This is a genomic window from Streptosporangium fragile, assembly GCF_039534445.1.
GTDB lineage: Bacteria > Actinomycetota > Actinomycetes > Streptosporangiales > Streptosporangiaceae > Streptosporangium > Streptosporangium fragile.
This window is the reverse complement of sequence record NZ_BAAAVI010000013.1, coordinates 86,771-101,690: the sequence shown is the minus strand read 5'-3', so window position 1 is coordinate 101,690 and position 14,920 is coordinate 86,771. Positions and strand designations below refer to the sequence as shown.

Annotated in this window: 13 protein-coding genes; 7 read left to right on the top strand and 6 right to left on the bottom strand. The window is 71.1% G+C overall.

Going from position 1 to position 14,920, the window contains the following annotated elements; all coding sequences use genetic code 11:
- Positions 1–71: 71 nt before the first annotated feature.
- A complete protein-coding gene (locus ABD841_RS11325; protein ID WP_344970419.1) occupies positions 72–887 on the top strand; it encodes a hypothetical protein in 816 nt (271 codons plus the stop codon).
- Here the strand turns inward: ABD841_RS11325 and ABD841_RS11320 are convergent.
- The 3 genes from ABD841_RS11320 to fxsA all read right to left on the bottom strand — a co-directional run bounded on the left by ABD841_RS11320 (position 823) and on the right by fxsA (position 3,940).
- Positions 823–2,808 (bottom strand): nSTAND1 domain-containing NTPase, encoded by a 1,986-nt coding sequence (locus ABD841_RS11320; protein WP_344970417.1) that lies wholly within the window; start codon positions 2,806–2,808, stop codon positions 823–825. The two genes, ABD841_RS11325 and ABD841_RS11320, sit on opposite strands and share 65 nt — an antisense overlap.
- Complete coding sequence (locus ABD841_RS11315) at positions 2,805–3,683, bottom strand: SIR2 family NAD-dependent protein deacylase (RefSeq protein WP_344970416.1); 879 nt, start codon at positions 3,681–3,683, stop codon at positions 2,805–2,807. The genes ABD841_RS11320 and ABD841_RS11315 overlap by 4 nt, the downstream gene beginning before the upstream one ends.
- Before the next feature lie 77 nt (positions 3,684–3,760).
- The gene (fxsA, locus tag ABD841_RS11310; RefSeq protein WP_344970414.1) at positions 3,761–3,940 is read right to left on the bottom strand and encodes an FxSxx-COOH cyclophane-containing RiPP peptide; all 180 of its coding nucleotides are present in this window, start codon (positions 3,938–3,940) and stop codon (positions 3,761–3,763) included.
- A 252-nt stretch (positions 3,941–4,192) separates the two neighbouring features.
- On the opposite strand from fxsA, the gene fxsT reads away from it, so the two are divergent.
- A complete protein-coding gene (gene fxsT / locus ABD841_RS11305; protein ID WP_344970412.1) occupies positions 4,193–6,730 on the top strand; it encodes an FxSxx-COOH system tetratricopeptide repeat protein in 2,538 nt (845 codons plus the stop codon).
- Between the two features lie 341 nt (positions 6,731–7,071).
- On the top strand, positions 7,072–7,365 hold the full coding sequence (locus ABD841_RS11300) for a hypothetical protein (RefSeq protein ID WP_344970411.1): 294 nt from the start codon (positions 7,072–7,074) through the stop codon (positions 7,363–7,365).
- Between the two features lie 114 nt (positions 7,366–7,479).
- On the opposite strand, the gene ABD841_RS11295 is transcribed toward ABD841_RS11300, so the two are convergent.
- Positions 7,480–7,866, bottom strand: coding sequence for a hypothetical protein (locus tag ABD841_RS11295; RefSeq protein ID WP_344970409.1), 387 nt, complete (start codon positions 7,864–7,866; stop codon positions 7,480–7,482).
- Positions 7,867–8,382: 516 nt separating this feature from the next.
- Here ABD841_RS11295 and ABD841_RS11290 point away from each other — a divergent pair.
- Positions 8,383–9,003, top strand: a complete 621-nt coding sequence (locus ABD841_RS11290) for a pentapeptide repeat-containing protein (protein WP_344970408.1) — start codon at positions 8,383–8,385, stop codon at positions 9,001–9,003.
- Positions 9,004–9,129: 126 nt separating this feature from the next.
- On the opposite strand, the gene ABD841_RS11285 is transcribed toward ABD841_RS11290, so the two are convergent.
- On the bottom strand, positions 9,130–10,437 hold the full coding sequence (locus ABD841_RS11285) for an HEXXH motif domain-containing protein (RefSeq protein ID WP_344970406.1): 1,308 nt from the start codon (positions 10,435–10,437) through the stop codon (positions 9,130–9,132).
- A gap of 451 nt (positions 10,438–10,888) precedes the next feature.
- On the opposite strand from ABD841_RS11285, the gene ABD841_RS11280 reads away from it, so the two are divergent.
- Positions 10,889–12,136, top strand: a complete 1,248-nt coding sequence (locus ABD841_RS11280) for an FxsB family cyclophane-forming radical SAM/SPASM peptide maturase (RefSeq protein ID WP_344970404.1) — start codon at positions 10,889–10,891, stop codon at positions 12,134–12,136.
- Positions 12,133–13,443 (top strand): HEXXH motif domain-containing protein, encoded by a 1,311-nt coding sequence (locus ABD841_RS11275; protein ID WP_344970403.1) that lies wholly within the window; start codon positions 12,133–12,135, stop codon positions 13,441–13,443. Before ABD841_RS11280 ends, ABD841_RS11275 begins: the two co-directional genes overlap by 4 nt.
- 72 nt (positions 13,444–13,515) lie before the next feature.
- On the opposite strand, the gene ABD841_RS11270 is transcribed toward ABD841_RS11275, so the two are convergent.
- Positions 13,516–14,085, bottom strand: a complete 570-nt coding sequence (locus ABD841_RS11270) for a hypothetical protein (RefSeq protein ID WP_344970401.1) — start codon at positions 14,083–14,085, stop codon at positions 13,516–13,518.
- Between the two features lie 333 nt (positions 14,086–14,418).
- Here ABD841_RS11270 and ABD841_RS11265 point away from each other — a divergent pair, with 333 nt between their 5' ends.
- Positions 14,419–14,778: a DUF6968 family protein gene (locus tag ABD841_RS11265; protein WP_344970399.1), complete on the top strand. Its 360-nt coding sequence runs from the start codon at positions 14,419–14,421 to the stop codon at positions 14,776–14,778.
- The last annotated feature ends 142 nt before the right edge of the window (positions 14,779–14,920 follow it).

Below are 14,920 nucleotides of genomic sequence, written 5' to 3'. Positions count from 1 at the left end.
TGGCCGGTGTGATCCGAATGCCCGACAATGGGCATGAGAATGCTGACAACGCCCGACGACTGGGGGTCGACATGCGTTGGCTGCGGCGAATCGGAAATGATTTCAAGGCTCGGCAGCACATCGACGCGTACGCCCTCACGGTCGTCGTCTTCGCCTTCGCCTTTCTGTCAATCTTCAGCGACGAGCTCAACGACAATCTCAGATGGGCCGTGCTGCTGTCCGGAGTCGGTCTTCTCATCTACCGGATCACCCTCCCGGCGGACCCCCCGCAAACGCCCTCCCAGCTCCTGCACGACCGGTCGGTGTACGACACGGCGCCGCTGGCGTCGACGTTCGCCGACGTGCGGGACGTCCGGATCTTCGCGCCGTCCGCGGTCAACCTGCTCTCGGCCCAGACCTGCGAGCTCATGCGCAACACCGTGCTCGCCCGCGAGGGAGGGGCCGTCCGGATCGTCGTTCTCGACTTCAAGGAGAAGGAGGCCGTACGGCAGGCGTCCAGGCAGCTCGACGATTCGATCGAGTTTCCCGTGCAGAGACTTCCCGCCGCGCTGGACAGCGTGATGGAACGCCTCCGGCTGATGAACGGCTGGAAGACCGTGGGCCGATTCGACTACCGCCTTCTCGCCTACAGCCCGGGATTCAGCCTGGTGCTCTTCGACCCGGAAACCCCCAAGGGGAGAATCATCGTGGAGGTCCACGGTTTTCATAATCCGTCGACCTCCGCGCGCATGCACCTGGAGCTGACGCGCGGCCGGGACGAGCGCTGGTACACCTACTGGGTGGACCAGTTCGAGCACATATGGGAGGCGGCCAGGGCGGATGTCACGCCGTCTTCGGGAGAAGCTCCTCGGCCTGCTTCCGCAGATGCGGTGGAAGCCCGGGAGTGACCGCGCCGAGCGCCCGGGTGGCCAGGGCCACCGCCGAGGACGACCGGCCGAGCAGGGCGTGGACGCGCGCGGCCCGCAGCAGGACCGGCCCGCTGCCGGACTCCCCGGCGACCGCGTCGAGGATCTCCTGCTCCGCGGCGTCGAACCGCTGCGTCAGGGCCAGGGCCAGCGCGCGGGCGGCCACCGTGCCCGGCCGCTGGTGCTCGCGCACGCGCTCCAGGTCCCGCAGGGCGTCGCCGGCCCTCCCGAGGTCGGCCAGTATCTCGCCCCGCAGCGCGATCGCCTCGGCCGGAGGCTCGCCCGCGAGCGCCACGGCACCGTTGAGAAGCGCGAGGGCGGCGCGCGGCTGCCCGAGATGCCACAGCGCCTGCCCGAGCGCCAGCTGCGCGGACAGGTCGTTGGGCACCCACGACAGAGCGGCACGCAGCCGCTCCACCGCGGTGGTGTACCGGCCCTGCGCCAGCCAGAGCCGCCCCTCCGCGGTCAGCGCGGCGGCCACCCCGGTGAACCGCTGGAGCGTCGCGAACAACTCCGCCGCCTCCTCGAACCGGCTCCGGGCGAGCTCCGCCTCCCCCTGCGCCGCCGCGACCTCTCCCAGGACCACCAGGGCCTCCGCCCGCACCCACGTCTCGCCGACCGCCGAGGTACGCATCGCCTCCTCGGCGAGCCGGCGCGCGGCCTCCCAGCTCCGCCGCGCCAGCGCCGCCCGCGCGTCGTCGAGGCAGGTCGCCGGAGGCCGCGCCCGGCGCACCGAGCCGATCAGGCGGTCGTGCTGCAGCTCGTACCAGCGGACCCCCAGCCGGTGCTCGCCCCGGAGGACGTGACGGTCCTCCAGCGCCTTGGCGACGTGGTTCGGCATGCCGGCCGTCTCGTGCAGGCCCTCGTAGACGGTGTTGCGCGTGCCGTGCTCGGTGACGAAGACGTCGCGGAGCCACGACCGGATCTCGCCCGCGGTCACCCCGCACTCGTCCGCGACCTGCCCCAGCATGCGCTCGCAGAAGCCGACCAGGAACCGGTCGACGTTCACGTGCAGGTTCACGTGCTCCACGGTGATCTCCCGCGAGGCGGGCGGCAGCGACTCCCACAGCGCCGAGCAGACGACCTGGAGCTGGACCGGCTCGACCGTGTTCAGCGTCAGCGTGGTCTCCCGCCCCTCGTCATTGGAGATCGTGACGGTACGCAGGTCGTCGACGAGCCTCTCGGCGGCGCCCGGGGCGAAGAACCGGCCGGTGCGCTCCAGCGGCCTCGTCGTGGCGTCCAGCGCCGCCGCACGGGTGAGGGGTGACAGGTGGAACCGGGCCCGCGAGCCACGGCCCAGGGGGCGCTCGTGCGGCAGGACGGCGGCCAGGTACTCCTCGCGCAGGGACAGCAGCAGGTGGAGACCGTCATGGTCCCGTACGGCCTCCGCCAGCTGGAGCAGGAGCGCGGCCCGTTCCTCCTCGCGGTCGAGCGGACCGCCGAACAGTTCCTCCGCCTGGTCGACGGCCGCCAGGGTGGGGACCGGGTCGCCGTACCTGTCGGTGCGTTCCGGACGCCGGGCCAGGAACTCCGAGATCGTGAGCCCGGCCAGCGCCGGCAGCGGCTGCTCCGGCGCCCAGGCCGAGAGCAGCGCCAGCACGTAGGGGTTGCCGGACACCTTCGGGCGCAGCGAGGTGATCCCGCGCGGCGACACGCGGGCGACCGGAAGGACGTCGGCGCGCTCGGGTTCGAGGCGGGGCAGGACCCCCGCGTGCAGAAGGGACGTCTTGCCGACCCCGGACGGCCCGAACAGCACGGTCAGGCCGGTGGCCTGCCAGATCGTGGCCACGTCGCGGGCCTCGCGGTCCCGTCCGAAGAACAGCGCGTGCTCACTCGGGTCGTAGGGGCGCAACCCCACGTACGGCCGGGCGGTCCCGTCGCCGGCGCGCGTCGCGGTCGTCATGTCGTCCGTCCCATTCTCCGCCGGAGCTCCGTGCAGAACTCCGACGCGGTCCCGAGGAAGATCGAGATGTTCCAGCCGTCGAGGTAGTGGGTGAGGTAGCGTTTCGCCTTGCTCTCGGCGTCGCGCGCGGAACCGTTGATCTGCGGCATCAGCTGCACGCTCACGTGCCGCCGCTTGTTGCTGCGGGGGGTGCCGCGCGCCAGGCCGTGGAACAGCACCCGGAACGTCCAGTCCTGCAGGCTGTAGCCGACGAAGAGCAGGGGCCGCGTGGTCAGCGCCCGCAGGACCGGGGTCGGCAGCGGATGCCGTCCGTCGGTCGCGACGGCGTCGACCATGTTGACGAGGTAGGTCAGGTAGTCGGCCTCGGTCAGCACCAGCGACGCGGGCTCCGACCAGCTGCCGTGCAGGTGGTAGACCAGGGGCCGCTCCACCGTCGGCTCGGGCAGCGGCGGCGCGGCGGCGGGGTCGGTGTCCCACCAGGGGGAGAGGGCGACGTGCGGGTCCTTGCCCTCCGCCCGCAACGCCTCGGCCAGGAAGTTGTCGTAGTTCGTCGTGAGGAACGTCGTCACCGGGAAGCCGGCCAGCAGCCCGTGCGGCTCCCCCGGATCGCCCGGGGCGGGACTCCCGTGCGACCGCAGATGTCTGCAGACCGTCTCCTTGAGATCCACCGGATCCCGCACCACGGCCTCGCCGTACTGCATCACGCGGGCGAGGTTGTGGACGTCGGCGAACGGATAGCCGTAGTGCAGGGCGTACTGGTTGCTCAGGGCGGAGCCGGTGGGAAGCGTTCCGGCACAGGCTCCCGCCCCGAGAAAAGGGGTGCAGTCACCCCTGCGGAGCTGGGCGATCAACCGTTGCCAGTCGTCGTCGTCCATGGGCCACCCTGGTCACTGGGAAACAGTCCCTTATGAGACTCTATTTCCCGTCATGGCCGCACGGAAGTCAAGATCTTTCATATGGAGGATGTGAACCCGGCAACCGGTCCGGTGTTATCGTCATCGAGTATCCGCCGTAATGCATGCTTAAGGTGGAAATTGTCGACCCGGTCAAGGTCGGCCAAACTCAGCCCGGTCACGTCGACGAGGCCGCCTCCGACGAAAGCGGCATCCTCTGCGGTGACTTCCTCGTCCATGCGGACCCCCTCGCGTAGCACGTCCCGTGCGCGTCATACGGGCCGTGTGCACCCCATACGCCGTCATCTTTCCACGCCCGCCCCGTGCTTGTAACCCCGGCCGTGCGTTTGTTTCCCGATCACAACGAGAAAATGGTTCACGTCCTATCCCGAATTTGGCGTCCCGTCATGACACTCTGACTTCCCCGCGCATGCATCCGGCGCGTCCGGCGGTCTAGGCTGAACCGGAATCGGGCCAGCGGAGGCGGTCGCATGTCCATTTCTGAGGCTTCAGGGATTTACGGGGCGCCCAGGCGCCAGCCCCAAATCTGGGGCAAAGTCCCGCAGCAGAACAAGAACTTCACCGGCCGTGAAGATCTTCTCGACAAGCTGCACACCGGGGTCACCGCCGAGGTCACCGCGGTGGTGCCACACGCCCTCCACGGGTTCGGCGGCGTCGGCAAGACGCACGTCGCGATCGAGTACGCCTACCGCTTCCGGCACGAGTACGACCTGGTCTGGTGGATCCCCGCCGACCAGCCGATGCTGGTGCGCTCCTCGCTGGCCGCGCTCGCCCCCCACCTGGGGGTGCCCTCCTCGGCCGCGATGGGCGTGGAGGACGCCTCCGAGGCCGTGCTCGACGCCCTGCGCCGCGGTGAGCCGTACTCCCGGTGGCTGCTCGTCTTCGACAACGCCGAGCAGCCCGAGGACATCAACGACATCATCCCGCGCGGCCCGGGGCACGTCCTGATCACCTCACGCAACCACGCCTGGCAGAGCGTGGCCGACACCGTGCCCGTCGACGTCTTCACCCGGGCGGAGAGCATCGAGTTCCTCAGCAAGCGGGTTCCCCGGTCGACCAGCCTCGAAGACCGGAACCGGCTGGCCGAGCAGCTCGGCGACCTGCCACTGGCGCTGGAGCAGGCGGGAGCCCTGCAGACGGAGACCGGGATGCCCGTCGACCAGTACCTCCGGCTGCTGGAGGAGCAGACGGCCCGGCTGCTCGACGCCAACAAGGCGTCCGACTACCCGCTGTCCATGACGGCGGCCTGGTCGCTGTCGGTGTCGCAGCTCAAGGCGAAGCTGCCCGAGGCCGTGGAGCTCCTGCGCTGCTGCGCCTTCTTCGGGCCCGACCCCATCCCCCGTGACGTGTTCGGGGCGCTGCCCCACGACCTCGCCGCGGGGTCGCGCCTCAACCCGCTCCTCAGCGACCCGATCCTGCTGAGCAAGGCGATCAGGGAGCTGGGGCGCTACGCCCTCGCGCGGATCGACTCGGACAACCGGACCATCCAGGTGCACCGGCTGGTCCAGGCGCTCCTGCGCGACGAGCTGAGCTGGGAGGAGCACCTGTCCTTCCGCCACGAGGTGCACCTGCTGCTGGCGGCGGCGGCGCCGGGCCTGCCCGACGACAACAGCCTCTGGCCGCGCTACGGGGAGCTGATCAGCCACATGAGGCCCGCGATGGTGGAGGTCAGCCGGGACCCCCGCATCCGCCGCTTCGCCCTCGACGTCGTGCGGTTCCTCTACTCGTCGGGGGGCTACACGTCGGCCCGCGACCTCGCCGAGCGCTTCATCGAGAGGTGGCAGGCCGAGAGCGGAGACGATGACCAGCACGTGCTGTCCGCGCAGCGGCATCTCGGCATCGTCCTGCGCGAGCTCGGCGACTACCGGGCCTCCTTCGAGCTGAACCGCGAGACCCTGGCGCGCATGCGGACGGTCCTCGGGCCCGACCACGAGGAGACCCTCCTGCTCACCAACAGCCACGGCGCCGACCTCAGGACGCAGGGCGACTTCCAGGCCGCGCTGGTGCACGACAACGAGTCGCTCCTCCGGCACCAGGAGGTGTTCGGCCCCGAGCACCGCCGGACGCTGCGCGTCATGAACAACCTCTCCGTCGACTACATGCTGCTCGGCGACTACCCGAAGGCGTTCGAACTGCAGAGGAGGCTCTACACGCTGCAGCGTTCTCCGACCTCGCTGTCGAGCCCGCTGGTCGTCCTCGCGTCGTGGAACGGCCTGGCACGCATCGTCCGGCTCAGGGGCGACTACTCCGAGGCGTGCGACATCGGCCAGGACGCCTACGAGTTCGGCGTCCAGGAACTGCGCGCCGACCACCCCTGGACGCTTCGCACGGCGAAGGACCTGTCCATCGCCAAACGCCGGGCGGGGCTGATCGACGAGGCGTTCGAGATCGCCCAGCGGACGTTCGAGCTGGAGGAGCGCATCTTCGGGCGCGACCACCCCGACACGCTCGCGGCCGCCCTGTGCCTGGCCAACGCGCTGCGCACCAGGGGAGAGGTCACCGAGGCGCTGGAGCTGCTGCGCGACACCGCGGAGCGCTACCCCCGGATGTACGGGCAGGAACATCCCTTCACCTTCGGCTGCGACATGAACCTGGCGCTGCTGCTGCGGGTCAACGGGAACCTGGCGGAGGCCACCGCGCTCGACCGCAGCTCGCTGGACGGCTTCGACAGCACCCTCGGTCGCGAGCACCACTACTCGCTCACCTGCGCGATCAACCTCGCCAGCGACCTCGCCGCCCTGGGGGAGGTCTCCTCGGCCAGGCGGCTGGGCGAGAAAACCCTGGGCCAGCTGCGCGAACTCCTGGGCGTGGACCACCCGCTGACCCTGGCCTGCGCGAACAACCTGATCGTCGACCTGCGGGCCGAAGGGGCCGGCGAGGAGGCCGGGGAACTGGAGACCGACACCTTCGAGCGCTACCGGCGGGTGCTGGGCGAGGAGCACCCGGACACGAGGGTGGCGCTGAGGGGCGAACGGCTCGACTTCGACTTCGATCCGCCCGCCGTCTGAGGCCTCCCGCCGGGGCGACGCGCGACCGGTCCGCGCCGCCGCCTGAAGCGGCCGGCGAGGCCCGGTTCGGCCCGGCCCGGCTCGGTCCGGTTCGGCCCGGTCGGGTTCGGCTCGGTCGGGTTCGGCCTGGTTTGGTTCGGCCTGGTTCGGTCGGGTTCGGCGAGGCCCGGCTCGGTTCGGTCCGGTGCGGGCGGTGTCGCACCGCCCGCACCCGGCGATCCGTCCGGCGAGCACAGGTGGGAGAGGACGTCGTCGATTCGGCCGGTCATGATGACGCAGGGCGGCTCCCGCCGGCCGGAGAGAGGACCGTCATGCGATGCCCCCGCTGCTCATGTGACCTCGTGGCGTTCGCCGGGCCTTCACGGCGCCGTCCGGAAGCGCTGTGGTGGCGATGCGACGGCTGTGAATGGCTGGGCTGCCAATGGCGGGGGGCGAGTTCCCCGCTGGAGGAGCTGATCAGGTACGAGGGCGAGGAAGCCATATGCATGTGGTGCGGCGACGAGTACTTCGCGACGTTCGTGGAGTACCGTCGCACCCCGGTCACGCTGGACGACGGCAGGACGGGCCACCACGTCGTCGACGTGTGCCTCGGCTGCGGCCGTGTGGGCAGCTGGTTCGACGACCGGAAGCGGTGACGACTCTCCGCCCCGAGGGGTTCACCGGACAGCCCGCCAGGCTCGACGCCGCCCTCGCCGAGCTTGAGGCGGCCGGCCTGCCCGCCGCGATGGCCGGGGTCCGGCCGGGGCCCGTCATCGTCGGTGAGTCACCACGCGTCGTACCCAGCTCCCTACCAGGGTCAGGCCGCGCCGCGCGGGGGAAGCCGCAACCCCGTGATCCAGGCCTCGGAGAGGTCCCAGGTCGGGCGCGGTGAGGGTGAGGTGGCTCAGTGTTCCGGGCGGGGCGGCCCCGTTGCGGTTCTGGTAGAGCGTGGTGAGGGCGGTGAGGTCGCCCAGCCATCCGGGCAGGGCGGTCAGCTCGTTGCGACCCAGGTCGAGCTCGGTCAGGTGGGTGAGGTCGCCGAGCGGCTCGGGAACCGTCTCCAGGCCGAGACCGGACAGATCGAGCCTGGTCGAGCCGTCCCGCAGACAGTCGCTGATCCGCGCGGCGGCGGCCGACCGGTTGTCCTCGGGCCTCATCACATCTTCTCCTCGTCGGCGTCGGCGTCGGCGTCGGCGTCTTCGGGCTCGGCCCTGCCACGCCGGAGGCGAGGGCCGGTGACGAGGCTAGAGACCGGCACTGGGGAGAGACTTGTAGATCGTTGCAAGTCCGCCGCGATCTCGTCCCGCTGCCGCTCTCGGAGGTGCACTCCGCCCGACGTGCCCGGCACACCATGAACTCGTGAAACAGCTGACGTGTCATACGCCGCAGCCGCGTCGGCGCCGGGTGTCTCGGAGCAGACGAAGTGCCGCAGGGTGAGGGACTGCCCGCCGGTGAAGAGGCGGAAGAAGCCGAGCGTGCCCGGCCGCCGCCGCGTGGAATTGTCGGAGGGCGACGCTACGGTGACGTCGGCCGATCTTCACCCACCCGGCGGCACGCCGGGTACCGACACGGAAGGCACCAGCACATGACCGTCGCCCTCACCGGTGACCCCCGCGCCCGTGGCGGGCGAGCCGGGCTCCCCCGCCTCCTCGCGAGCGTTGCGGAGCCCGCGCGTGGCTGACCGCAAGTACGGCCGTCCCGCGCCGGAGACGCACTCGACTGTCGCGTCCGAAGACTGGTACGGCGACGACCTGTCGGGCCAGAGCCACGAGCGGGTCGCCTTCGTCGACATGGACATGACCGAGACGGAGAGCCGGGGCGCGGTCTTCTCCGAGTGCACCTTCCACGACGTCCGCTTCAACGCCTCCACACACGTCGACACGGCGTTCCTGAACTGCACCTTCGTCCGCTGCACGTTCTTCGATGCCACCTTCACCAGTTGCAAGTTCGTCGGCAGCATGTTCGACCGCTGCACCTTCGACCTGCTGAAGGTCAGCGGAGGAGATTGGTCGTTCGCCGGTCTGCCCGGGGCCGACCTGCACAGCGCCTCGTTCGTCGACGTGCGGTTGCGCGAGGCCGACCTCACCGGCGCGCGGTGCGAGGGCGCCGTCCTCCGCGGGGTCGACCTGACGGGCGCCTGGCTCCACAGCGCCAAGCTCTCCCGCTGCGACCTGCGGGGCAGCGAGCTGTCCTCTCTCGACCCGTTCAACGTCGAGGTGCGGGGGGCGATCGTCGACGTCCAGCAGGCCGTGGTGATCGCCGAGGCCCTGGGCCTGGAGGTGCGCCCCGGCTGAGCCGCCGAGGCAGGGCCTGCCGGCCGGCGAGGAGGCCGAGCCGCAGGGTCCGGTCAGGACCGAAACGGCCCGGTGCCGCACCGAAGACCCCGGTCAGGAGTGGTCAGCCGGATACCCGGCACTTTCTCAGGCGTGACGTCCGTGCCAGCGGTTCCGGTGGCGCTCCGCCTGTTCGCGGGCGAGATCGCGGGCGCCGGAGGGCACCGCCTCGTCTGCCCAGTCGTCGAGCCGCCGGGCCATCCCGGCGGTGAAGGACTCGCCGAGGTCGGTCAGCCTGCCGCTGTCGAGCAGGGTGGTGGTGACCGCGCGCGCGGCCTCCCGCCACCGGACGAATTCGGCACCCGCCCGTACGGCCGACTCGCCCCTCTCCAGCGGGAACTGGCGCATCCAGAAGCCGGCCACGCCCAGGAAGGCGTACGCCCCCTGCAGCAGCCCGGGGATCGGGCGGGGGTCGTCGCGCCAGGGGGCGTAGTGGCGCGAGCCGTCGTCGGGCAGGGTGAGGGGGACGAGGTCGAGCAGGGCCGAGAGCTTCGCGTGCTGCGTCTCGTGCGTCAGGGTGACCGCGAGCGTGGCGGCGTCCGGCGGTGCGGACAGGGCCACGCAGCCGAACGTCTCGCGGGACGTCGAGCTCGACAGGCCCCGGGGAGGCGCGACCAGCGGGGTGAGGACCGTGATCGCGGTGATCACCTCCTCGGCCACGGCCCGGTGGTGGCGCACCAGCAGGTGCCACGCCTCGTTCAGCGTCGCCTGCCACCGCGAGGTCTCGGCCTCGGTGAGGCGCCCGCCGATGTTCGCGGTCTCCGGCATCCGGTACGGGTCGAGGTCGTCGACGACCAGGCGCAGCGGCATGCCGTCGGCCTCGGCGGACAGCGAGCGCAGGCCCCTCCACCCGGAGGCGTCCCGCGCCGGGTCGTCGGGGATGCGGACGACCGCTCCGTCGGCGAGCACCTCGGCGCCGTCCGGGGTGCACTCGACCGTGACCCAGGAGACGGTCGGGGACAGGACCGCCTGGCCCAGCGAGGGAAGCGTGACCACTCCGTCCACCGCGGGCACGTCGATCTCGCATGCCGTGCCCGAGCGGATCGCCGCCGCGGCGGCGAGCGCCGCGAGCTGTCCCGGCGCGGCGGCCCCGTCGCCCGTCCGGAGCATCCTGATGGTCCGTCGCGCCCAGGCACCCACCGGTGAGTGGCGGAGAACGGCGTCGACGGCGTCGGGGCGACGGCGCTGGACGGCGGCGAGCAGATCGTAGGCGCGGCGGGCGGCGGGCGCCTGGGGGTGGCCGGCCGCGCGGGCGTTCTCCATCACCCCTCGCACGAGAAGCACGTGCTTGCTGTACTCGGCGGCGACGAGCCGGCCGACCGCGGGAGCACCGCCGCCGCCGACGGCCAGCTCCGAGAACACCCTCACCGGAATCCGGTGCTCATGCAGGTCCATCGTGCCCCTCCGGTCTCCGTCCCCTCGCCGGGGACGCCATGTCGGCTACGACTGAGCTCTTGACGCGTGCGATGCGGCGGAACAGGCCGGGGCGGTGAGCCGGCGGGCCGGCGAATCCGTGATCCGCGTCCGCCATTTCGTGTATATGGCGGTATTCGCGAACAAGATCACACCGGTCGCGGATCCTCATAATGGACCGCCGAGGGGAAGCGGCCGCCGGCCTGCCGGTGTCCAGGCTCGACGGCCAATCGCGCACGCTGACCAGCTCCTGCCTTTGCACCGTGCCGTGTGATACCCGAAAGACGGCTCCAGGATAACGGGAGGGCGGTCGATGTCACGGCCAAAGAGCCGACCGGCTGTATGGTCGTGGTGCATTGCTGGGGCGATGTTTGCTCCGTTCCCTTGACTAATGGCAACAAATGGTGCGATATGGAATTGGCGCAAGAGAGGTGTGCCGCATTTGCTGGAGAAGATCGAGTCAAAAATTCCGACACCCGAAAACACGTTTCCGGCCACACTTGATGTGGTCGCGCTGGTGGCTTCGGGATGGCGTCCGTCTGCTTTCCGGCAGTTCATTCTGAAGATCCATAGCAGATGCGACCTCGCCTGCCGGCACTGTTACGTCTACGAGATGGCGGACCAGTCCTGGAAGGCCCAGCCGCGGCGCATGTCCGAGGCGATCGTCGACCAGACGGCGCGGCGCATCGCGGAGCACGCCCTCACCCACGAACTGGCGGAGGTGGAGGTCATCCTCCACGGCGGGGAACCGCTCCTGGCCGGCCCCGAGCTCATCTCCCACGCCGTGCGCGCGATCAGGAGCGCGGCCGCCGACGTCGGGACGCGCGTGCACGTGGGGGTGCAGACCAACGGGCTGCGCCTGGACGACGTCTACCTGCGCCTCTTCGACAGCCTTGAGGTCCGGGTGGGGGTGAGCCTGGACGGCTACGAGGCGGCTCACGACCGGCACAGGCTCTTCGCCAACGGGAAGGGGAGCCACGCCAGGGTCGCCGCCTCGCTCCGGAGGCTGACCACGGGACCTTTCCACCACCTTTTCAGCGGCCTTCTCTGCACGATCGACGTCCGGAACGATCCGCTGGCCACCTACGAGGCGCTCCTGGAGTTCGATCCGCCGGCGGTCGACTTCCTCCTGCCGCACGGCAACTGGCTCACGCCTCCGCCGTTCCGCGACCCCGGCTCCACCGCCACGCCCTATGCCGACTGGCTGCTGCCGATCTTCGACCGCTGGTACGGATCCGCCGTGGAGGAGACCGAGATCCGCTTCTTCGGCGAGATCGTGCGCCTGCTCACCGGGCGCGCCTCGCGTACGGAAGCCGTCGGTCTGTCACCGGCGCGGATGGTCGTCGTCGAGACGAACGGCAGCATCGAGCAGTCGGACATCCTCAAGTCCAGCTACCACGGAGCCTCCGCGACGTGGCTGCACGTTCTCCGCGACTCCTTCGACACCGTCCTCATGCACCCGTCGGTCGCCGCCCGGCAGATCGGCGAACTCGCCCTGGCGCCCGTCTGCCAGTCCTGTGACATCCGCACCGTCTGCGGCGGCGGGCTCTACCCGCACCGCTACAGCGTCACGGAGGGATTCCGCGGCCCGTCGGTCTACTGCCCCGATCTCTACCGGCTCATCACCCACATTCGCCGGCGACTCGTCCGTGACGTCGCCCGTCTGAAAGGGTGCGGATGACGCCCATCGCGCAGCTGGTCTCCGACGAGACGTTCCGCAAGCTCGCCGCGGGCGGAGGTGGAAGCGAGGTCATGGCCGGGCTGCGCGCGATGCAGCTCCTCAAGACCAGGTTCCTCATCCGCGGGCTCGTCCTGGAGGCGCGGGCGGCGGGCCATCCCCACGCCGGTCTCGCCGCCCGTGCCTACGACCTCCTGGCGGAGATCGAGGCCGGCCGGGGAGAGCCGGTGGAGGCGCAGCTGGGCCATCCGGCCGTGGGGGCGTGGGCGTTGCGGACCTACCTCTCGCTGAAGGAGGGCAGGGCCACGGGTGACGATCCCGGCCGGCTGGCCGCCCTGGCCGTGGCGGTTGCGGTACGGTCGCGGACCGCCTGCGGGATCCGGCTGGCCGTCGACGGGGACACCGTCGTCCTGCCGGGGCTCGGCCGCCTCGCCACGCCGGCCGGCGTCGGGGGAGTGGCCGAGGTGACCGTGCGGCCGGACGGTGAGGGGGCCGAGCTCCGGTTCGGCCGGTCGCAGGTCCGCGTCGACCCGACCCGCGACGGGGACGGCTGGCAGGCCCTGCACCGGTTACCGGTCAGCTCCGCGTTCGGCCCGGTCATCGACGACGTCGACCCGTACCGGTGGAACGCGGTCCAGACCGTCGAGCCCCGGCTGAGCCGTTCGCAGCGAGAGCACTGGACCTCGTGCGCGCGCGACGCGTGGCGCATCCTGACGAGCCGTCACTGGACCGTCGCCGGGGAGGTGGCCTCCGGCGTCTCGGCGCTCACCCCCATCCAGGCACCGGCCTTCGGGCAGAACAGCGCCACCTCCCGCGAGACGTTCGGGACCGTCGCCCTGTCCGAGCCGCAGCACGGCCTGGGGATGGCAGCGACCCTCGCCCACGAGATCCAGCACGCGAAGCTGACGGCGCTGACCGACGCGGTCGACCTGACCCTGCCCGACGACGGGCGCCGGCACTACGCCCCGTGGCGGAAGGATCCCCGCCCCGTCTACGGACTGCTGCAGGGCGCGTACGCGTATCTCGGGGTGGCGGGGTTCTGGAGGCGCCAGCACCGCTTCGAGGGCGGCGCCCGCGCGTTCCGGGGCCAGGTCGAGTTCGCGCGCTGGCGGCGGGCCGCGTACCGCGTCACCGGGACGCTCATGGCCAGCGGGGGCCTGAACGACCGCGGGCAGGAGTTCGTGAAGGCGATGCGGGGCACGCTGGAGCGGTGGCTGGACGAGCCGGTCGACCTCGCGGCGGCGGCCCAGGCCCGTCGCGAGGCGGACCAGCATCTCCAGGCCTGGACCGCCCGGAACGCCCGCGGTTAGTACTCCGGTGCCGGTCTCGTCCACGATCGGCACACCGCGTGAGGCGGCGCGACCGTCCGGCGGGTCACCGGGTCAGAAACGGCGGCACTGGTCTTCCTTGTCGCCGCCGACGGCGTTCCCGCTCCCGGTCGGCTTCGGGCGGTTCTCCTTGCACTGCAGGTTGCCCTTGACCGAGTTGCGGTGGATCTGCGCGCCGTTGCGGTTGCCGACCACCTGGATGTTCCCGCCGACCCGGTTGCCGTTGACCCGCAGGTAGCGGTGGTTGGCGTCAAGCTGGATGTCACCGTTGATCCGCGACGAGACCACGGTGGCGGCGCCGCCCTGCTTCACCTGGACGCTGCCCCGCACCACCGAGCCGCCGACCACCGACACGGCGCGGGCACCCTCGCCCTGGACGTTGCCGTCGACGCCCACCTCGCGGGCCACCAGGGTCGCGTTCCGCTCCACCCTGATGTTGCCCTTCACCCGCGTGCCGACGAGGGTGCAGCTCGCGCCCTTCGGCACACGCACGTCGTCAAGAGTCACGGCCCGGATGATCCCCCGGCAGGAACGCTCGTCCGCGAACGCCGGGGTGGCCACGACCAGCCCACCGGAGACGGCGCCGAGGGCGGCGCCGGCCAGAGCCTTCTTGATCCTGTTCATGTCGTCCCCTCCGTCAGCTTGGGATCGGGCTGCCTGCCCGGCCATACGAAGGATTTCGACCGGCGGTGAGGGGCCGGTGAGGCGGACATTAGCGTTTTCTCACCTATATGCAGCTATGTGGCGATCTGTGGAGAAGGCGCCGCGGCGCATCGCCCCAGGCGCCACCGGAGAGCCGCCGCTCGGCCGCCGTTCCGCGCCGCCGCCGGCGAGCTGCGGCGATGGCCGGGATGCGCCGGTTCCGCATGCGGCACCTGGTCACCGGAATCGGCCGCGCCGGCGAAGACCTGTGGCATCGTGAGCCCTACGGAACGACCGGCGAACGGGGAGAAGAGCATGGCGACGTACGAGCTCGGCGAGGTCGTGGCCGAGCGGCGGGTGGAGGCCGTCACCGGGGGCGGCGCCCGCACGCCGGTGACCCTCAGGTTCGGCAGACCGCGTCCCGACGCCCTGAGCGAGGGCGGAGACTGGTGCTGCCCCCACCAGATCCTGGGCCTGGGCGACGAGAGCGTCGGGGCGTCCTTCGGCGTCGACTCCCTGCAGGCGTTCCTGTTGAGCGTGTACAAGGTGCAGTTGAAGCTGGGGGAGCGCGCGGAGGCCGCGTCGGTCCGGCTGGAATGGCTGGGTCAGCCGGACCTCGGCCTGAAGGTGGACCCGGAGCTCCACAACGCGGCCGCCCCGGGATCGGGCTCCTGACCGCTACCACCGACGCCCGCCTCGCGGTCCTCGACGACTCCTACGGGATGGCGCCGCCAGGCTGAGCGCGGTCGACGTGAGGTTTCGGCCTCGGACGCAGCGACCTCGGAAAGCGCGGCAAGCTGTCCTCAGGGGCGTGATC